Annotated in this window: 17 protein-coding genes; 13 read left to right on the forward strand and 4 right to left on the reverse strand. The window is 71.1% G+C overall.

Features of this window, described 5'->3' with window-relative positions; genetic code table 11:
• Positions 1–50 precede the first annotated feature (50 nt).
• A complete protein-coding gene (locus QQ657_RS14630; RefSeq protein WP_284742661.1) occupies positions 51–935 on the forward strand; it encodes an alpha/beta hydrolase in 885 nt (294 codons plus the stop codon).
• 4 nt (positions 936–939) lie between these two features.
• Here QQ657_RS14630 and QQ657_RS14635 read toward each other — a convergent pair whose 3' ends face one another.
• Positions 940–1,863, reverse strand: coding sequence for a LysR family transcriptional regulator (locus tag QQ657_RS14635; protein WP_284742662.1), 924 nt, complete (start codon positions 1,861–1,863; stop codon positions 940–942).
• Between the two features lie 73 nt (positions 1,864–1,936).
• Here QQ657_RS14635 and QQ657_RS14640 point away from each other — a divergent pair, with 73 nt between their 5' ends.
• The 3 genes from QQ657_RS14640 to QQ657_RS14650 are packed head-to-tail and all read left to right on the forward strand — an operon-like array spanning position 1,937 to position 4,351.
• Positions 1,937–2,863, forward strand: a complete 927-nt coding sequence (locus QQ657_RS14640; RefSeq protein ID WP_284742663.1) for a DMT family transporter — start codon at positions 1,937–1,939, stop codon at positions 2,861–2,863.
• 10 nt (positions 2,864–2,873) lie between these two features.
• Entirely contained in the window at positions 2,874–3,770 is an 897-nt protein-coding gene (locus QQ657_RS14645) for an NAD(P)H-binding protein (protein ID WP_284742664.1), read from the forward strand.
• A complete protein-coding gene (locus tag QQ657_RS14650) occupies positions 3,767–4,351 on the forward strand; it encodes a CPBP family intramembrane glutamic endopeptidase (RefSeq protein ID WP_284742665.1) in 585 nt (194 codons plus the stop codon). The genes QQ657_RS14645 and QQ657_RS14650 overlap by 4 nt, the downstream gene beginning before the upstream one ends.
• A 539-nt stretch (positions 4,352–4,890) precedes the next feature.
• Here the strand turns inward: QQ657_RS14650 and QQ657_RS14655 are convergent.
• On the reverse strand, positions 4,891–6,306 hold the full coding sequence (locus QQ657_RS14655) for a serine hydrolase domain-containing protein (protein WP_284742666.1): 1,416 nt from the start codon (positions 6,304–6,306) through the stop codon (positions 4,891–4,893).
• 154 nt (positions 6,307–6,460) lie between these two features.
• Here QQ657_RS14655 and QQ657_RS14660 point away from each other — a divergent pair, with 154 nt between their 5' ends.
• Positions 6,461–8,248: a glycoside hydrolase family 76 protein gene (locus QQ657_RS14660; RefSeq protein WP_284742667.1), complete on the forward strand. Its 1,788-nt coding sequence runs from the start codon at positions 6,461–6,463 to the stop codon at positions 8,246–8,248.
• A gap of 14 nt (positions 8,249–8,262) precedes the next feature.
• Positions 8,263–8,874 carry a SecDF P1 head subdomain-containing protein gene (locus QQ657_RS14665; RefSeq protein ID WP_284742668.1) on the forward strand — a complete coding sequence of 204 codons (612 nt, stop codon included), beginning with the start codon at positions 8,263–8,265 and terminating at the stop codon, positions 8,872–8,874.
• 20 nt (positions 8,875–8,894) lie between these two features.
• Here QQ657_RS14665 and QQ657_RS14670 read toward each other — a convergent pair whose 3' ends face one another.
• Positions 8,895–9,356, reverse strand: coding sequence for a MarR family winged helix-turn-helix transcriptional regulator (locus tag QQ657_RS14670; protein ID WP_284742669.1), 462 nt, complete (start codon positions 9,354–9,356; stop codon positions 8,895–8,897).
• An 82-nt stretch (positions 9,357–9,438) separates the two neighbouring features.
• Between QQ657_RS14670 and QQ657_RS14675 the strand changes: the two genes are divergently transcribed.
• From QQ657_RS14675 to QQ657_RS14690, 4 genes are all read left to right on the forward strand, one after another.
• Positions 9,439–10,080 carry an FMN-dependent NADH-azoreductase gene (locus QQ657_RS14675; protein WP_284742670.1) on the forward strand — a complete coding sequence of 214 codons (642 nt, stop codon included), beginning with the start codon at positions 9,439–9,441 and terminating at the stop codon, positions 10,078–10,080.
• Between the two features lie 204 nt (positions 10,081–10,284).
• A complete protein-coding gene (locus QQ657_RS14680; protein WP_284742671.1) occupies positions 10,285–10,794 on the forward strand; it encodes an ATP-binding protein in 510 nt (169 codons plus the stop codon).
• Between the two features lies 1 nt (position 10,795).
• Complete coding sequence (locus tag QQ657_RS14685; protein WP_284742672.1) at positions 10,796–11,770, forward strand: GlxA family transcriptional regulator; 975 nt, start codon at positions 10,796–10,798, stop codon at positions 11,768–11,770.
• A gap of 67 nt (positions 11,771–11,837) precedes the next feature.
• Positions 11,838–12,464, forward strand: a complete 627-nt coding sequence (locus QQ657_RS14690; protein WP_284742673.1) for a response regulator — start codon at positions 11,838–11,840, stop codon at positions 12,462–12,464.
• Here QQ657_RS14690 and QQ657_RS14695 read toward each other — a convergent pair.
• The gene (locus tag QQ657_RS14695; RefSeq protein ID WP_284742674.1) at positions 12,445–15,837 is read right to left on the reverse strand and encodes an indolepyruvate ferredoxin oxidoreductase family protein; all 3,393 of its coding nucleotides are present in this window, start codon (positions 15,835–15,837) and stop codon (positions 12,445–12,447) included. The genes QQ657_RS14690 and QQ657_RS14695 overlap by 20 nt on opposite strands.
• 157 nt (positions 15,838–15,994) lie before the next feature.
• Here QQ657_RS14695 and QQ657_RS14700 point away from each other — a divergent pair, with 157 nt between their 5' ends.
• The 3 genes from QQ657_RS14700 to ltrA all read left to right on the forward strand — a co-directional run bounded on the left by QQ657_RS14700 (position 15,995) and on the right by ltrA (position 18,985).
• The gene (locus QQ657_RS14700) at positions 15,995–16,441 is read left to right on the forward strand and encodes an Lrp/AsnC family transcriptional regulator (RefSeq protein WP_284742675.1); all 447 of its coding nucleotides are present in this window, start codon (positions 15,995–15,997) and stop codon (positions 16,439–16,441) included.
• Positions 16,442–16,808: 367 nt separating this feature from the next.
• Positions 16,809–17,093, forward strand: coding sequence for a hypothetical protein (locus tag QQ657_RS14705; protein ID WP_284742676.1), 285 nt, complete (start codon positions 16,809–16,811; stop codon positions 17,091–17,093).
• Positions 17,094–17,722: 629 nt separating this feature from the next.
• Positions 17,723–18,985: a group II intron reverse transcriptase/maturase gene (gene ltrA / locus QQ657_RS14710; RefSeq protein WP_284742677.1), complete on the forward strand. Its 1,263-nt coding sequence runs from the start codon at positions 17,723–17,725 to the stop codon at positions 18,983–18,985.
• The last annotated feature ends 52 nt before the right edge of the window (positions 18,986–19,037 follow it).

Genomic DNA, 19,037 nt, shown 5'->3' on the forward strand with positions numbered 1-19,037 from the left:
TATTCTCATACGTGCTACCGTTCGCAAAGTTGAGAATGTAAGGAGCCGTCATGCCCCTCACCGCATCGCCGCCGCGCGGCCGGACCCTCGAGGTTGCCGGCCGCGCGCTGTTTCTCGACCGCGCGGGCTCCGGCGGGCCGCCCGTCGTGGTCCTGCCCGGCGCGGGGCTCGTCGGCCTGGACTACCTGAACGTCCACACCGCCGCCGCGGAGTTCACGACGAGCGTGCTCTACGACCGCGCCGGCACGGGCTGGAGCGACCCGGTCGCGCTGCCCCGCACGGCCGCCGAAGTCGCGACCGAGCTGCGAGACCTCCTGCGAACCGCCGGTGTCGACGGGCCGTACGTGCTGGCCGGGCACTCCCTGGGCGCGTCCTACGCGCGGCGGTTCGCGCAGCTGTTCCCGGCCGACGTCGCCGGCCTGCTCCTGCTGGACCCGGGGCACGAAGACCTGTTCGCCCACCTGCCCGCGGAAGCCGTCGAGCTCAACGACCGGATGAAGCAGACCGCGGCGGACATGCCGGACCTCACCGAGGACCAGCTCGCGACCGCGCGCGGGCAGTACGCCGAGCTGTTCGCGCAGTGGCCGGAAGACGTGCGCGAAGCGCTGGCCGAACACCACCTGACGACCTGGCGGACCGTCCTCGGCGAGACGGCGAACGAGGACGACGTCTACGCCGAACTGCGCGCCGGCGGGCAGCTCCCGGACGTCCCGCTGATCGTGCTCACCGCGATGGGCCGCAACCCGTACTGGTCGCAGTTCGGTTCCGAGGAGCTCATCCAGGCCGCCCAACGCGGGATCCGCGACCTGCACGCGTCGATCGCCGCCGGGTCGTCCCGCGGCGAGCACCGGGTCCTCGACGACGCGGCGCACCAGTTCCTGCACATCCAGCGCAAGGACGCGGTGCTGCGGGCGATCCGGGACCTGACCCGCTGACGCTTCAGCCGGTGGGCCGCCCCGCGCTCTGGAACCGCGCGGAGGCGGCCCTGAGCGCGTCGAGGCACGCACGCACCACGCCGTGGTCCTCTTCGCCCGCCCGGCAGATCGCGTAGATGGTCCGGGTCAGCGCCGGGCGCGTGGCCAGGATGCGGACGCCCTCGGGCTGCAGCTCGCGAGCCAGGCGCGGCACCAGCGCCGCGCCGACGCCGCCCGCCACCAGGGCCAGCTGGGTCGGGTAACTGCCGACCGTGCAGCTGATCCGCGGCTCCAGCCGTTGCTTGCGCAGCACCTGCACCAGCCACTCGTAGCAGCCGGACTCCAGCGTCCAGCCGATCCACGGCAGATCGTCCACTTCGGACAGATCGACCGCCTTGCGGTGGGCGAGGCGGTGCCCGGCCGGCAGCACGAGGTCCGCGACGTCGGAGAACAACGCGATCCGCGTCGTCGCCGGCGGCAGCACCGTCGGCCGGTCCTCCCAGCTCTCCAGCACCGCGACGTCGAGGTCGCCGGCCAGCACGCGGGGCATCGTCTGCTCCGCCTCGCCCTCGTGCAGCGTCACGGCCAGCCGGGGGTGCTGCGCGGCGAGCGTCGCTAGTGCGGGAGGCAGCAGCGCGTGCACGGTCGTCGGGATCGCGCCGACCCGCAGCGGCCCGATGACGTCCTCGCGCAGCAGTTCCAGGTCCGCCTTCGCCTCGGCGACCTGCGCCAGGATCCGCTCGGCGTGCCCGGCCAGCACCTGGCCCGCCTTCGTCAGCCGGACGCCCCGGCCACGCGGCTCCAGCAGCCGCTGCCCCGCTTCCTTCTCCAGCTTCGCCAGCTGCTGCGACACCCCCGACGGCGTGACGTGCAGGGACGCGGCCGCCGCGGCGACCGACCCCTGCGTGGCCACGGCGTGCAGCGCGCGCATCCGCTCGATTCCGAACACGGTAGGGATACTACCGAATTCCGCGCAGAAACATTCGCTTGTCCTTGACAGTCATCACCCGCACGCTGGAGTGGTGACCGCGACCGCGCCCCGCCCCATGACCGTCCCCGCGCCGTTCACCGAACGCTTCGACCCGCGCCTGCTCGCCGCGCTCGGCAGCTTCTGCATTTCCCTGTCGTCGGTCTTCATCAAGGTTTCGCACGCCAGCGGCAGCACCAGCGCGTTCTGGCGCTGCCTGCTGGCCCTGCCGGTGCTGCTCGCGCTCGCCGCGCGGGAACGGCGGAAGTCCGGCCCGGCGCCCCGCGTGTTCCTCCCGCTGCTGGCCGGCGCCGGGCTCGGCCTGGACTTCGTGCTGTGGGGCGAGGCGATCCCGCGGATCGGCGCCGGCATCGCGACCGTGCTGCTCGCCGTCCAGGTGGTCATCGTGCCGCTGCTGGCGTTCGTGTTCCTGCGGGAACGCCCGGCCAAGCGGTTCCTCATCGCCGTGCCCGTGCTGCTCGGCGGCGTCGTGCTGGCCGGCGGGTTCGCCGGCACCGCCTCGTTCGGCCCGGACCCGGTCACCGGCGCCGTGTTCGCGCTGCTCGCCGGCGCGGGATACGCGGTGTACCTCTTCCTGATCCGGCTCAGCGGCGGCGCGGGCGCGCAGGCGCAGTCCCTGGTGCTGGCGACGATCTCCGCCGGCGTCGTCGCAGTCGTGCTCGGGCTCCCGACCGGCTCGCTCGACCTGAGCCCGAGCCCGGAGACGCTGGGCTGGCTGATCGCGCTCGCCGTGGTGGGTCAGCTGATCGGCTGGATCCTCATCTCCGCCGCGCTGCCCCGGATGACGGCCACCGTCGGCGCGACACTGATGCTGCTGCAGCCGGTCGGCGCGGTGCTGCTGGGCATCGGCCTGCTGGGGGAGACGCCGAGCGTGCTGCAGCTCGTCGGCTGCGCGGGCGTCGTCGCCGCGGTCTGTTTCGCCGGGAACCGACGTTCTGCGGGCCGGCGAAGCCCCGGCTAACGTCGCGACCATGAGAGTGCTGGTGGCCGGGGCTTCGGGGTTCGTCGGCGGCCGGTTGTGCCCGGTGCTGGAAGAAGCGGGGCACGACGTCCTCGCGATGACCCGGCACCCCGGGAAGTACAGCGGCGCCGGGACACCCGTCCGCGGCGACGTCGCCGATGTCGGTTCGCTGCGGGACGCGCTCAAGGGCGCCGAAGCCGCCTACTACTTGGTGCATTCACTCGACAGCGCGGACTTCAAGCGCCGTGACGCCGATGCCGCCCGCGCGTTCGCCCGGGCGGCAGCCGACGCCGACGTGGGCCGGATCGTCTACCTCGGCGGCCTCGGGGACGATGACGACACACTTTCGGAGCACCTGCGCAGCCGGCGCGAGGTCGAGCGGCTGCTGGGGGAGACCGGCGTGCCGGTGACCGTGCTGCGCGCCGGGATCGTCGTCGGGCACGGCGGGACGTCGTGGGAGCTGACCCGCCAGCTGGTGGAGCACCTGCCGGCGATGATCACGCCGCGCTGGGTCGGCACGCGCACCCAGCCGATCGCGATCGCCGACGTCGTCCGCTACCTCGCCGGCGTGCTCGACCACCCGGAGGCGGCCGGCCGCACGCTCGACATCGGCGGGCCCGAGGTGCTGGCCTATCGGGACATGCTGCAGCGGGTCGCGGCGATCGAGGGGCGGCCGCTGGTGATCGTGCCGGTGCCGCTGCTCTCGCCGAGGCTCTCGTCGTACTGGCTTTCGCTCGTCACCGACATCGACGTCACGACCGGGCGGGCACTGATCGACTCGATGACGAACGAGGTCGTCGTCCGCGACGACGCGATCCGCCGGATCGTCGAGTTCGAGCCGATGGGGTACGACGAAGCCGTGCTGCAGGCCCTGGGCGAGCGGGCGAAGAGCCGGCGGCCCGCGTGAAGAAGGCGCTCCTCGCCGGGGTGACGGCCGCCGGGTCCGGCCTGCTCGGCGCGTCTTTGGCCAGCCGGTCGGGTTCGCGGCGGTTCCACGTCCTCACGGCGTCGGTCGCGGCAACGTGGTTCGCCGGCGCCGGACGGGTGCCCCGGGGCCGCCGGGATGTCGCGGGGCCGGTCCTGGCGGGGGCCGGCGCGTTCGGCGCGTTCTACGGCGGCGCGCTGGTGGCCCGCCGCATCCCGGTGCTGCGGCGCGCGATCGCGGGCGTGCTCGGCCACGCCCACCACGGTTCGGCGCCTTCGGTGGCGGCGACCACGCTCGTGACGGGCGCGGCGGAGGAGGTCTTCTTCCGCGGCGCCCTCTACGACGCTTTCGGCGCGCGTGGATCGACGGCGCTGTACGTCCTCTCGACGACGGCGACGCGAAACCCGGCCCTGGTACTGGCCTCGGCGGTGATGGGCACCCTGTTCGCCGTGCAGCGCGGCCGGTCGGGCGGGGTACAGGCGCCGCTGCTGACGCACGTGGTCTGGTCGGCGCTGATGCTCGCCTTCATGCCGCGCCTGTTCCCGCCGGAGCTCGACGGCTGATACCGCAACGGCAGTCAGTGGTGATCGACGTGGGGATGGATCGGCTGGATCGGGTGCGTGAGCGGATCGGCGGCCGGTTCGCGCGGCCGGAGCCGCCAAGTCCGGTGATCCCGATTTCGCAGGTCGCGGCACGAGGCGCCGAGGTTGCCGGTTTCAGAGATCCTTCGGGCAGGGATAAAACGTTTCGGGGCTGATTGACGCCGTCCAGTCACGGCTGGCACGGTCGGCCTGGCGAGAGTGTTTCACCCGACTGGGTTAGCAAAGGTGACGATTCCGACATTCTCCGCAACTGGGGTTGGTTTTCGGGGGAAGGCGGAAGACTGCATGGCGAGGAACGAAGGCCGAAGTGACCGCGCCTCGCCGGCGCCGTCGAAGACGAGCCGGTCGCCTGAAGTGGTTGCACTGCCGGTGACCTGATGACCGGAGACCTGCGGTTCCACGCGGCCGGCGTGCCTGCCGCACGCAGGGTTCGGCGTCGTCGGATTCGCGTCACATCCACTGACTCCGCGGGTGTGCGGCGCACCAGGGCGAACTGGTCGTCAACGCCGACTACATGCACCCCGATCGGCTATCTGCACTTCGAGAAGTCCTGACACCGGCGGGAAAGCCGTCAGACGCGGTGCACGGTGCCGGGTAGTGAACAAATACAGCTCGCCCAGATTTCTCTGTGCGAGCGTGAGAATGGGAGCCATACGATGCGTAACAAGATCGCGGCCTTGGTCGCGACGACTGCTTTCGTCGCCGGCGGGACACTCCTGACCGCGACGTCGGCGTCGGCAACTGTGGATCCCCCCGGCGGCAGCTGGGACCACACGTGGAAGACCACGGACGCCAACAAGGGTGGCACTGTCTACGTCGAAGAGAACGGCGACGTCGTGTCCGTCTGCGACTCGGCGGCCGACGGACTCTCCGCCCGGGCTGATATCGCCGTCGAGGAGAGTTCCGTTCCGGGTGCCTACGACACCCGTTACACGCTCGTCGCCTCCGGTGGATTGGGATCTTGCGCCACGGCCAGAGCTTCCGATGGCGGCACGCACGACCTCCCGGAACACTGGAACATCGGCGTCACGGTCTTCCTGGGCCCGAACTACCAGCACCCGAGCACCCACTACTACCTCAACGATCACTAGGCTTCTTCGGCGGTCCTGTCCGGACGGCCCGGTCGATGGATCCCGACCGGGCCGTCCGCGCTGGTCGTGGCGCGAACAGCCGTAGCCACCGACTGCCGGTAACAGCAGCCGCACGCCGCCCGAGACGCCCCCGCACGCCAGTACCGACTGCACCGCCGCGACCGAGCGGGCGTTGCCGTACCCGTTGATGGCGGGCAGTTCCGCACGCCGCCAGGCTTCGGGGTACGAATCCGAGACGCCGACGAGGAAACCCGGCGGCTTGTCGCCCCGCGGGTCGGGGATCAGCGGGGCGACCCGGTGGTCGTGCTCCGCTCCCAGCCCGATGTGGAAGTCCGCGCCGAGCGGGCCGGCCACCTCCTCGGCGAAGAACGTGCCGAGGCTGCGCCCGGTGACGCGGCGGACGACTTCGCCGACCAGGAAGCCGAAGGTGACGGAGTGGTAGCCGCCGGTGGTGCCGGGCTCCCACGCCGGAGCCTGCGCGGCCAGTCGCGCCGTCACGGCAGGCCAGTCGAAGAGGTCCTCGACCGCGATCGGGCCGTCGAAGTCCGGCAGGCCCGCGGTGTGCCCGAGCAGGTGCCGCACGCGCGTGGTTTCCTTGCCCGCGGCCGCGAACTCGGGCCAGTACCGCGCGACCGGCGCGTCCAGGTCGAGGTCGCCCCGGTCGGCCAGGACCAGCGCGCACAGCGCGGTCATCGTCTTGGTGGTGGACCAGACGTTGGTGATGGAGTCCCGATCCCACGCGACGGTGCGCGCGGTGTCGACATGTCCGCCCCAGAGGTCGGCCACCGGCTCGCCGTCCACGAACACGGCGACCGAGGCGCCCACGTCGTCGGTGTCCAGCGACTCCGCCAGAACGTCGCGCAGCTTTACCGGGTGGAGAACCTTTGTCCGGAACGAGCCAGAACCGGGCGGAATCCTTCAGAATCGGCCGCCGGCTTCCTATGCTGGAGCGAACCCCGGTGCGTGGAGAGGGATGTCGATGCGGACATTGCTCGTGCTGCTGCTCGTCCTCGGTTCCTTCACTCCGATGTCCCTCCGGCCCGCCGAAGCGGCCACGACGGTGTGCGTGACGTCGTGCGACACGCTCGATCCGTCGCGGGCCGCGCGGGAGAGCTTTCCCTTGCCCGACAAGGTGATCAACGGCCGCGTCGTGCGGCTGCACGCTTCCGACCCCGACGGCATGGCGTGGGCGAGCATCGACAACGGCGTCGCCGGCGACGCCGTCTGGCTCGACCGGTCCTGGGACGGCGGCGCCACCTGGGAAGGCCTGCTGGGCAAAGCGAGCATCCCGAGCACGTGGACCGGCACCCGCACGCTGATGTACAACCTCACCGATCCCCAGCACCACCACCGCGGACTGGTCCGGGCGTGCGGGGACGCGCAGGGCGTCGCGTGCACCGCGTGGATCTACCCGGACGTCTGCGACGCCGCCTGTGACCGCACCGCCCCGGGCACGGGTGACAGCCAGCCGGTGGCGCCGACTACGCTCTTCGGCCGCACGATCCGGCTCCACTTCGACGGCAAGGGCATGGCCTGGGCGGGAATCGAAGCCGGCGGCGCCGGCGACGAGATCTGGCTCGACCGGTCCTGGGACGCCGGCGCGAGCTGGCCCGACGGCTCGTCGCTGGGCCGTACGAGCGTCGCCGCGGGCGCCACCGGAACGCACACCACGGCGTTCGCGACGCGCGATCCGCGTGGCCGGCTCTACGGCGGCGCGGTGCGCGCCTGCGGCCGCGAAGCCACGCACGCGCAAGGGAGTTGCACGGCCTGGGCACGCCCGGCGACGACGCGGGCCGCCGGTGCGCTCGACGCGCTGATGTGGTCCTACGACCCCTACACCGCGTGGTGGCCGTCGAGCTGGTGGAACTCGGCGGTCGCGGTGACGGCGGTGGCCGACGCGGGCGGGTTCGACACCGCGCTGGCCCGCACCCTCGACGTCAACCGCGCCGCTTTCCCCGCCGGGGTAAGGAGTTCCGACGCGATCGAGGGCGACTTCGTCAGCCGCGCCATCGACGACAGCGCGTGGTGGGGCCTGGCATGGGTCGCCGTCTACGACCGCACCCACGACGCGCGTTACCTCACCGAGGCGACGACGATCGCGAACTACGTCCACGGCTTCTGGGACACCGGCAGCTGCGGCGGCGGGGTCTGGTGGAACCGCGAGCGGACGTACAAGAACGCCGTCACGGCCGGGCTGTACCTGCGGCTGACCGCGTCGCTGCACAACCGGCTCGCCGGCGACACGGTGTGGGGCCAGCGGGCCCGGACCGCGGGCGACTGGTTCCTGAACAGCGGCCTGATCAACTCCTCGGGCCTGGTGAACGACGGCCTGACGTCGTCCTGCGCCAACAACGGCCAGACGGTCTGGACGTACAACCAGGGCCTCGGCATCGGCGGGCTGCTGGAGCTGTGGCGCGCGACCGGCGTCCAGTCCTATTTGGACGCGGCGAAGCGGCTGGCCGACGCGGCGATGGCGCGGCTCACCTCGGGCGGCGTGCTCGTCGAATCCTGCGACACCGGCACGGGGTCCTGCGACGACAACCAGAAGCAGTTCAAGGGCATCTTCCTGCGCTACTTCGGCGACCTGGCCACGGCGACCGGCTCGGCCACCTACCGCGCGTTCGCGCAGAAGCAGGCTGACGCGCTGTGGACGGGCGACCGGGACTCGCTGAACCGGATCGGCCAGCGCTGGACCGGCACCACACCGAACGTGACGGACTGGCGGACCCAGGCCTCCGGGCTGGAAGCGATCCTGGCGGCCGGGTAGGTCCGCACGCCAGAATGGGCGCCGTGCGGATCCTCCTCCTCGCGGCCGTCGCCGTGCTCGTCACCGGGTGCCAGACCGAGGTGGCGGGTCAGGCCGCGCCCACCGGCTTCATCGTCAAGGACGGCACGCAGCTGCGCTTCCGGCCGGTGCTGGCCGAGCTGCCGGCGGGGCCGGCGACCGGCTCGGCGACCGAGCGGCAGAGCACCGATCCGGCCACCCAGCAGGCCGCCGCGCAGGCGTTCGACTGCGCTCAAGGGCAGCCGGACCCCCTGGACGGCCACGACGACCCGAAGCTGCCGCTGGTCAGCTGCGACCGCGCGCAGGGCACGAAGTACGTCCTCGCGCCCGGCTTCCTCAGCGGCGCCGACGTGAGCCGGGTGGACGCGGCGTTCGACCCGCAGACGGGGAGTCCCTACATCAGCATCCGCTTCACCGGCGCCGGGACGAAGACCTGGGCGGAGTGGACCGGGCAGAACATCGGCAAGCAGGTCGCCATGGTGCTGAAGAGCCGGGTGCTGACCGCGCCGGCGGTGCAGTCCGCCATCACCGGCGGGGAAACGCAGATCACCGGGAAGTTCACGCTGCCCGAAGCGCGGCAGCTGGCCCGCGACATCGCCGGCGGCTGAGGCTCAGCAGATCGGCCGCGTCACGGCTCCGTGCAGGCTTCCGCGTCCGTCTTGCTCGTCGCCTGGTGGAGCAGCTCGTAGAGCGTCTCACGCTGCTCGTCGGTGAGCCCGCACAGCACCTCGTCCTCGACCGCGGCCAGCGCGAACTCGGCCCGTACGAGCAGCTTCACGCCGACGTCGGTGAGCTCGACGACGTGGCGCCGCCGGTCGACGGGGGAGCGGCGGCGCTCGATCAGGTTCTCGGTCTCGAGGTCGTTCAGCAGCCCGACGACGTTCGTGCCGTCCATCTCCAGGACCTTCGCCAGGTCCTGCTGCGAGCTGCCGCCCCGGTCGCGCAGGACCGTGAGGGCGATCAGGTGGCGCGGCCGCAGGCCGAGCGGGGCCAGCACGGACTCGCTGCGCAGCCGCATCCGGCGCGAGAGGTGGTCGAGCAGTGCTCCGCACCGGTGGGGCGGCTGGTTGACGACCGGCAGCGAGGTCATCAGCCCAGTATATGGGCGAGCAGATGGTCGATGTGCTATTAATGGTTTGTCTTACATCAACGATCTATGGGCGGCTAACGACATGGCGCATCTCCTCCACATCGACTCGAGCATCCAGGGCGAGCGCTCGGTGAGCCGCCGGCTCAGCGCGCGGGCCGCGGCCGCGTGGCGCGCCGCGCACCCGGACGGCACCGTCACCTACCGCGACCTGGGCGCACACCCCCTCCCGCACCTCGACGCCGAGAGCGGGGCCGCCCGCACGGTCCCGCCGGAGCAGCACACGCCGGCCCAGGCCGCGTCGTGGGCGCTGACGCAGGAGCTCGTCGGCGAGATCAAGGCGGCCGACACGGTGCTGCTGGGCCTGCCGGTCTACAACTACGGCGCGCCGAGCAGCGTCAAGGCGTGGGTGGACCACCTCATCGCACCCGGGCTTTCGGTCGACCACGAGACGATGACCGGCCTGCTCGGCGGCCGCGACTTCATCGTGCTGGCCTCGCGCGGCGGCGGGTACGGCGAGGGAGCGCCCCGCGAAGGCTGGGACCACGCCGAGCAGTGGCTCCCGCACGGCGTCTCGCTGACCGGCCTGGAGCCGCGGTTCGTCACGGCGGAGCTGACGCTCGCGCACGTGAACCCGGCGATGGCGGAGCTCATCCCGCTGGCCGACGCGAGCCTCGCGACGGCCGAGAAGACCATCGACGCGCTCTGGGCCCCGGCTCGGGTCTGACGAGCGCCAAGGCGGTCTTCGGTGCGGCCGGCACACCGAAGACCGCCTTCCGGCAACCGTTCGGCGCGCAGATCTTCGTCTTCGCCGACTTGGCCCAGGGCCCCCGCTGTAGCAGCGCGGACACGGCCGGTACCGTGCCGCCCGAGGCCGGGTGGAAAGATGCGGAAACCCGGACGGTCCGCACCTGGGCGAGGAAGGTCAGGTTTGAGCGCGCACACCTCGCAGATGGACGATATCCGGCTGGTCGCGCAACCGAGCGCGTTGCCGGTCACGGAGCTGTTCGTCCGCCTGATTCTCACCGACTGGTCCCTGATGCCGATGCTGGAGCAGGTGACCGCCACCGCGAGACGGCTGGTCGAGACCGTCATCGAAGCCGGTGACCCCCGGTCGCCCGCCTTCGTGACGCTGCGGCTGCGGCTGCGTGCCGACGTGCTGGTGGTCGAAGTCGACGACGACGTGCCCGGCCTGCCGGAGCCGAAGGTCGCCGGGCCCGGCGAGCGCGTGGGCGTCACGCCCGGCGTGGGCGGGGCCCGCACGACCTGGTGCGAGCTCGAGCTGCCCGGCGGGATCAACGCGAAGCAGGTGCGCCTGCCGCGCCGGCAGGACCGCCGGACCCTGGTCGACGAGCCGGTCTCCGGTGCCCCGGTGGCCGCGGACCCGGAGGTGCTCGAGCGCCTGCTCACGCGGCTGAGCGGCTGGTCCGGCCAAGGCTGAGGTGGGCGCCCGTCCCGGCTCTCCGGTCGTCGTCGTGCTCTACGACGGCGTCCGGCTGCTCGACGTTTCCGGGCCGCTGGAGGTCTTCGCCGAGGCCAACGAGCACGGTGGCCGGTACGAGCTGAAGACGGCCTCGCCCGGCGGCGCCGACGTCCGCGCGAACACCGGGACGCGCCTGGGCGCCGACCTCGACCTCGCGGCGGCCGACCCGCGCGGGGCGACCGTGCTGGTACCCGGCGGTCCCGAGTGGGCCCGCACGATCGCCGACACCGCGCTCGTCGCGCAGATCCGGCGCCTGGCCGGCGGCGCGAACCGCACGGCGTCGGTGTGCGCGGGCGCGTTCGCGCTGGCCGCGGCGGGTGTCCTCGACGGCAGGCGCGCCACCACCCACTGGGACCTGACCGGCCGGCTCGCCCGCCGCTTCCCTCGCGTGCGGGTCGACGAGGACGCGATCTTCGTCAAGGACGGCCCGGTGATCACCTCCGCGGGCGTCACGTCCGGCATCGACCTGGCCCTCGCGCTGGTCGAGGAGGACCTCGGGGCCGAGGTGGCCCGGCTGGTGGCCAAACACCTGGTCGTCTTCCTGCAGCGGCCCGGCGGGCAGTCGCAGTTCAGCGTCCGGCTGGAGACCGGCCGCCCGCGCACCGAGGTGCTGCGGGCCGTGCTCGATGCCGTCGCGGCCGACCCGGCGGCGCCGCACACCCTCGACGACCTCGCCGCCCGCGCCGGGGTCAGCACGCGGCACCTGACCCGCCTGTTCCGCGACGAGCTCGGCCGCACACCCGCGCGATTCGTCGAGCAGGTGCGGCTCGAATCCGCCCAGCACCAGCTGGAACGCACGACCGAGCCCCTCGACGTCGTGGCCAGGCGAGCCGGCTTCGGGTCCGTCGAGACACTGCGACGTGCCTTCGCCCGCGGCCTCGGGGTGACCCCGAGCGACTACCGGGCCCGGTTCCGGACCACGGGCATCGGCTGAACCGGTCCCGGGGGCCGATCCGTGCATCCAGGCAGGGAGAGGACGTGGAGGCGAGGAGGCAGCCGTCGTGCGGATCGTGATCGCGGAGGAAGACGCCCTGTTGCGCGAGGGGCTGGTGCTGCTCCTGAGCAGCGAGGGGTTCGACGTCGCCGCCGCCGTCGACCACCCCGGTGACCTGCTGGCCGCCGTCCAGGTGGCGGAGCCGGACCTCGCCGTCGTCGACGTCCGGATGCCCCCGACGTTCACCGACGAGGGCCTGCGGGCCGCCCTCGAAGCCCGCCGGATCGCCCCCGGGCTGGCGATCCTCGCGCTCTCGGCGTTCGTCGAAGACGGCTACGCCGGCGACCTGCTGGCCGCCGGCGGGGGCGGCGCCGGGTACCTGCTCAAGGAGCGCGTCGGGAAGCCGGACGAGTTCCTCGACGCCCTGAAGCGCGTCGCGGCCGGAGGCACGGTGCTGGACCGCGACGTCGTCGCCGTCCAGCTGGCCCGGCCGCGGCCCGGCGACCCGGTCGCAACGCTCACCGCGCGCGAACGCGAGGTCGTCGCGCTGCTGGCCGAAGGCCACTCGGTGCCGACGATCGGGCGGCTGCTCGGCATCGGCACCGCCGCCGCCCGGCAGCACGCCGGGGACGTCAGCGCGAAACTGCGCGTCCCCGACGAGGCCCAGGCGATGCTCAGCTATTTACGAGCGTGAGGACTTCGGCCTGCTTCTCCCGGTACCGGGCGACGTTGGCCAGCTTGACGTCCTCGTAGCCGCGCACCAGATCGGGCAGTTCGGCCAGCGCCAGCACCCGGGCGCGGTCTACGTCGGCCGCGCGGAAGGCCTCGAGCACCGTGCCGCGGTAGTCCTCGATCAGCTCGCGCTCGACCCGCCGCACCTCGGCGCGGCCGAACGGGTCGAACCGGGTGCCGCGCAGCCGCCGCAGCGCGTGCAGCAACCGGAACGCCGGGCGGAACCACGGGCCCAGGCTGATCTTGCGCTTCATGCCGAGAGCGCGCAGGACCGGCGGGTGCAGGCGGTAGGCGTACTTCGTGCCCTCGCCGAACTGCTCCTCGAGATCGGCCGTGAACGCCGGGTCCAGCGACAGGCGCGCGACCTCGTACTCGTCCTTGTAGGCCATCAGCTTGTACAGGTGCTTCGCGACCGCCTCGGTAATCTCCGTCGGCCCGTCCTCCAGCACGCGCACCTGCTCGACGAACTCCGCGTACGCCCGCGCGTACCGCTCGTCCTGGTAGGCGACCAGGTCGGGGATCCGGATGTCGAGCAGCCGGGCCAGCTCGGACTCCGCCGCGGCGTGGACCAGCTTCCGTGCGGCGGGCTGCGCGACTCGTTGTGCGGGAGCGGGTGACGTCGTGAGCGCGTCCGGGTCGGCCACCAGCTGACGGCCGCGGCGGAAGGCCTGCAGGTTCGCGGCCACCGCGGTGCCGTTCAGCTCGATCGCGCGCTCGATCACCTCGGCGGGCAGGCCGATCGCGCCGGTCTGGAAGGCCGCGCCGAGCTGCAGCACGTTCGCGAACTGGTCGTCGTCGAAGAGCTCCTCGGCCAGGCCGCGCGCGTCCAGGGACACCGTTCGCGCCGCCGCGGCTTCCAGTGGGGCGAGGACGCTGCCGGGGTCGGGGAACGCCACCGTCGTGTCGACGACCATCCGGCCGGTCGGCACCTCGGTCGTCGACACGACCGCCGTGGTGCGGGACGCGTCGGCCACGCCGAGGTTGGCCGCGTCCGCCCCGACCAGCGCGTCGCACGCCAGGTAGAGGTCGCACTCGCCGGTGGCCAGCTTCGGGGCCTGCTCGACCGCCTCCGCCGTCACCTTCAGATCGGACACCACCGCGCCGCCCTTCTGGGCCAGCCCGGTCTGGTCGAGCGTGCGGACGTGCCGCCCGTCGAGCACCGCGGCGGTGGCGAGGATCTGCGTCACGGTGACCACGCCGGTGCCGCCGATCCCGGTGATCCGCACGGTGAAGTCCTTCGACGCGGCCGGGGGAGCGGGCACGGCGTCCGCGGCCAGCTCGCCGAGCTTGCGGCGCTGCTTCTTCCCGGCCGGTACCACGGTGACGAACGACGGGCAGTCCCCGGCCAGGCACGAGTAGTCGACGTTGCACGACGACTGGTGGATCGCCGTCTTGCGGCCGAACTCGGTGGCCACCGGCTGCACCGACAGGCAGTTCGACTTGGTGCCGCAGTCGCCGCAGCCTTCGCAGACGCGCTCGTTGATCACGACCCGGGTCGCGGGCGTCTCCTGCTTGCCACGACGGCGCTTCCGCCGCTTCTCGGCCGCGCACTCCTGCTCGTGGATGAGCACGGTGACGCCCTTGATGGCGGCCAGTTCCTCTTGCGTGGCCAGGAGTTCGGTCCGGTCGCGGACCTCGACGCCGGCGGGCACCTTGCGGCGCCGCAGCCGTCCGGGCGCGTCACTGGTGATCACGACCCGCTTCGCGCCTTCGACCAGCAGCAGCTCGGCGACCTTCTCCACCGGCAGCCCGCCGACGGCGTCCTGGCCGCCGGTCATCGCCACGGCGGAGTTGTAGAGCAGCTTGTAGGTGATGTTGACGCCGGCGGCGACCGCCGCGCGCACGGCGAGGCTGCCGGAGTGGGTGAACGTGCCGTCGCCGATGTTCTGGACGAAGTGCTCGGCCTCGACGAACGGCGCCATGCCGATCCACTGGGTGCCCTCGCCGCCCATCTGCGTCACGCCGAGGACGGTGCCGACCTGGTCGGGCTCCATGAACAGGGCCATCGTGTGGCAGCCGATGCCGCCGCCGACCAGCGTGCCTTCGGGCACCTTCGTCGACGAGTTGTGCGGGCAGCCCGAGCAGAAGTACGGCGTCCGCGCGAGCAGCGGCACGGAGATGCGCTCGCGACGGCGGCGCGCTGTGAAGGCGTCCACCGACGCGATGCCCCCGGGCAGCCGCCGGGCCAGGCCGGTCGCGACGACGTCCGGGTCCAGCTCGCCGAGCTCGGTGAACAGGGTGCGGCCGTCGCGGTCCTTCTTGCCGGTGATCGCGGGCGCGCCGGGGAGGCCGTAGAGGACCTCCTTGAGGGCCGTCTCGACGAACGCGCGCTTCTCCTCGACGACGATGATCTCGTCGAGCCCGTCGGCGAACTCGCGGACGATCCCGGGTTCGAGGGGGTGGATCGCGCCGAGCTTGAGCACGCGGATGCCGTGCTTTTTCAGTGTTTCCGGGTCGAGACCCAGTGCACGCAGGGCTTGCTGGAGGTCCAGGTAGGACTTCCCGGCGGACACGATGCCGATCCGGTCGGCCGGTCCCCGGTGCATGATCCGGTTGATGCCGGCCGCGCGCAGGTAGTCGAGCACGAGGGGCAGCCGGACGGTGAACAGGCTGCGTTCCAGCTCGGCGAGGGTGGTGCCGAGCAGGCGCGAGGTCGGCGCGTGGCGGTAGGCCTTGGCGATTTCGGGCGCGGTCCACTGCGGACTCACGGTCGCGGTGCCCGAGGCGTCGGCGACGTTGGCGACGACCTTCAGCGACGTCCAGACGCCGGCCGCCCGGGACAGCTCGACGGCGTGCATGCCGAGGTCGAGGACGTCCTGGGAGTCGGCCGGGTAGAGGATCGGGATCGCCAGGTCGGCGAGGGCGAGCTCGGACGCGCACGGGACGGTCGAGGACTTCGCGTTCGGGTCGTCGCCGACCAGCGCGACGGCGCCGCCGCGCGGGTCGGTGCCGGCCAGGTTGGCGTGGCGGAGGGCGTCGGAGGCGCGGTCGAGGCCGGGTGCCTTGCCGTACCAGAACCCGGTGACGCCGCGCCGCCCGCCGGCGCCCGCGACGAGCTGGCTGCCCATCACCGACGTCGCGGCCAGCTCCTCGTTGAGGCCTGGGCGGTGGACGACGTCGTGCTTCTCCAGCAGCTTCGCGCGGCGGCCGAGTTCGAGGTCGTAGCCGGCCAGCGGCGAGCCCTCGTAGCCCGAGACGAACACGGCGGGGTCGCCGCCGTGGGCGCGGTCGTGGCGGACGCGGTCGAACAGCAGCCGGACCAGGGCCTGGACCCCGGACAGGTGCACGGTCCCCGCTTCTCGCAGGTACCGGTCATCCAGCGTGAACGTCTCCACGGCGCGGGCCTCCTTCGCGTCGATGTGCTTCCGGGCACAGTGCGACGCGGACCACCCTCACGCAACAGGCACTGCCGGATCAAGGTCTCACACGCAAGTTTCGGCGCGCATCCGCGTCGGCTGGCCGTGATTTTTGCGTCCGTTTACGCTCGGACGCATGACCGAAGAGCTGCTCGACGCGACCGACCACGAGATCCTCGGCCTGCTGCGCGAGGACGCCCGCCGGACGCTGTCGGACATCGCCGGCCGCGTCACGCTGTCGACGGCCGCGGTCAAGCGCCGGATCGACCGGCTGCGCGAGACCGGCGTGATCACCGGGTTCACGGTGCAGGTCGACCACGCGAAGCTGGGCTGGGGGATCGAGGCGTTCACCGAACTGCGGTTCGTCGGCAACACGAAGGTCGCGGAGATCCTGCGCACCACGACGCGGATGCCCGAGGCGCAGGCGGTGTTCACGATCGCGGGCGACCCGGACGCGCTGGTGTGGCTGCGGGTGCGCGACATGGCCCACCTGCAGAAGACGATCGACGAGATCCGCCGTCACCACCAGGTGACCGGAACCAAGACGCTGATCGCGCTGGAGTCCTGGTCCCGGGGGAACTGACGTGCTCGTCACGCTGGCCCAGCGCCCGGACCTCGCTGAGGCGGCTTACGCGATCCCGTACGCGCCGGAGTCGCCGAAGTTCATGGCCGGCTGCGAGCCGCTGGCCGCACTTGGTCGTCGCGTTGCTCGAGGACGATCGGCCGGTCGCGAGGAGGATCATGGTGCCGTTCCTGGGCCGCGGTCCGCTCCCCGCTCGCGGCTGGGACGAAATGGCCGTGTGGGCTGCGGAGGACGCACTCGACGAGGTCGTTCCGGACACTGCTTGTGCGTTGGAGATCGCCGTGCATCGGGAGTACCAAGGGCGCGAGCATTCGCTTGCCGTGCTGGAGGGAATGCACACGGCGGCCGCCGGTTTGAAGTCGCGGCGATGCCGATGCGCGAGTATGTCGCCGAGACGCGGGTGGACGGTCTGCCTGCTGATCGTTGGTTGCGTACTCATGTGCGTGCCGGTGGGCGGATTCTTGGCGTCGCGGCTTGTTCTGCGACCGTGTCGGCTCCGTTGGCTGACTGGCGGGGGTGGACCGGGTTGCCGTTCGACCGCGATGGTGTCGTGGAGGTTCCTGGTGCTCTCGCTCCCGTGTTCGTCTCGATTGCTCAGGATTTCGCTGTCTACGTTGAACCCAATGTTTGGGTTTCGCATCGGGTTGGTTGATCACCTTTACTGATGCGGCTTCGCCGGGGCGTGGGAAATCGGCGGTGTGTCACGAACACGGAGAGGGGCTCTGGTAGGTAGGGCTTGTTGATGTGGTGCTGCGTGGGAGATGAAGGTTGTGGCCCTTCGGAGTCGCCCTGCGGGGGGAGGCTTCAAACCGCCTGCTGCTGCGTTGGCTGAAGACCGTCGTGGTGAGCGAGTAGGAAAAGGCGTCGTGTGAGGCGTCAGGTGGGGATTGGGAAGACGTTGCGTTGTAACTGGTGAAGTGTCGTAATTCCTTGGATGGCATCGAAACCGGGGTGTCGTCGAGATCCCGGGATGAGTCTGGCGGGTGCCCGTTTATTGGCCAGATGGTGTCCGGCATGGAGGTGACGTGAGTCCGATCTGCTGCTTCCGCGTGGAACGTGAGAAGGCGTGTCCTGATACTGCTGCCGCTGCTGGTGGCGATAGGGAGAGTCTTGGGCGGCTGAAACCGTGCGGGATTGAGTACCGTTGCAGGGTGCGCCGGCGGACCGGTTCGTAGTAGCGGAGAAGTCTCTGCTTGACGCGGTGGGGATGGAGCGAAGGGACCGGGTCATTCGTGACTGTTGTTTGTTCGGTCAACCGGACTGCGGTCTGGGAGGAATTGAGTGAACGAGTTGAAGTCGCCGGAGAAGTCGTTTGAGATTTCGAAGTGGGAAGTGTGGGAGGCGTGGGAGAAGGTTAAGGCCAACAGGGGCGCTCCGGGAGTGGACGGGTGCTCGGTCGAGGAGTTCGAGTCCGACCTGAAGAACAATCTCTATAGGGTGTGGAATCGGATGTCCTCGGGGAGCTATTTTCCGCCTCCGGTGCGAGCGGTGGAGATACTGAAACCGCATGGTGACGGGGTTCGGACGCTGGGTGTGCCGACGGTGGCGGACAGGGTCGCGCAGACGGTGGTGGCCAGGAGGCTGGAGGGTAAGGTCGAGGCGATCTTCCATCCCGACTCTTATGGCTATCGGCGTGGGCGGTCGGCGCTAGATGCGGTGGCGGCGTGTCGGGCGCGGTGCTGGAAGGCCGACTGGGTGGTCGATGTGGACATCCGGAAGTTCTTCGACACGGTGCCGTGGGACCTGGTGATCAAGGCGGTGGAGGCGAACACCGACCAGTCGTGGATCGTGTTGTATGTCAAGCGGTGGCTTGCCGCGCCCATGCAGCGGGTCGACGGCAGTCTTGTCACGCGGGACCGCGGGACTCCGCAGGGGTCTGCGGTCTCACCGGTGCTGGCGAATTTGTTCCTGCACTACGCGTTTGATTCGTGGATGGCCCGGGAATTCCCGGACGTCGAGTTCGAGCGTTATGTCGATGATGTGGTGGTGCACTGCTCCACGCGACGTCAGGCCGAGTACGTGCTGGTCGTCGTCGCCGAGCGAATGGAACAGGTTGGGTTGCGGTTGCATCCCGACAAAACGAGGATCGTGTATTGCCGGGACGGACGACGGGCAGGCTTCTCGGAGCATACGTCGTTCACGTTTCTGGGGTTCACGTTCCGTCAGCGCAGGGCGTGGGACAGGCGCGGCCGATCATTCAGCGGGTTTGTGCCTGCGATCAGCAAGGAAGCCCTGAGCCGGCTCAGTGCTCAGGTGCGGTCCTGGCGGCTGCATCGACGTACCGGTCTCTCCTTCGCGGAGCTCGCGCGATGGGTCAATCCGATCGTGCGGGGTTGGATGCAATACTACGGTGCGTTCTACCGCACCGCGTTGCTTCCGCTCCTGCAGCGCATCAATGCCTACTTGGTGCGGTGGATCCGCAAGAAATACAAACGACTGCGGAACCTCAAGAAAACCCGTGAGTGCTGGCAGGGGATAGTTGATCGATATCCCCGCCTCTTCGCGCACTGGCCATGGGTTTCCTCGGTTCAGCACGTCTGGTGATCAGGATGACAAGAGCCCGGTGACGGGAGACTGTCACGCCGGGATCTGTGGG

Origin of the sequence: Amycolatopsis ponsaeliensis, assembly GCF_030182635.1 — a bacterium.
GTDB classification, from domain to species: Bacteria; Actinomycetota; Actinomycetes; order Mycobacteriales; family Pseudonocardiaceae; genus Amycolatopsis; species Amycolatopsis ponsaeliensis.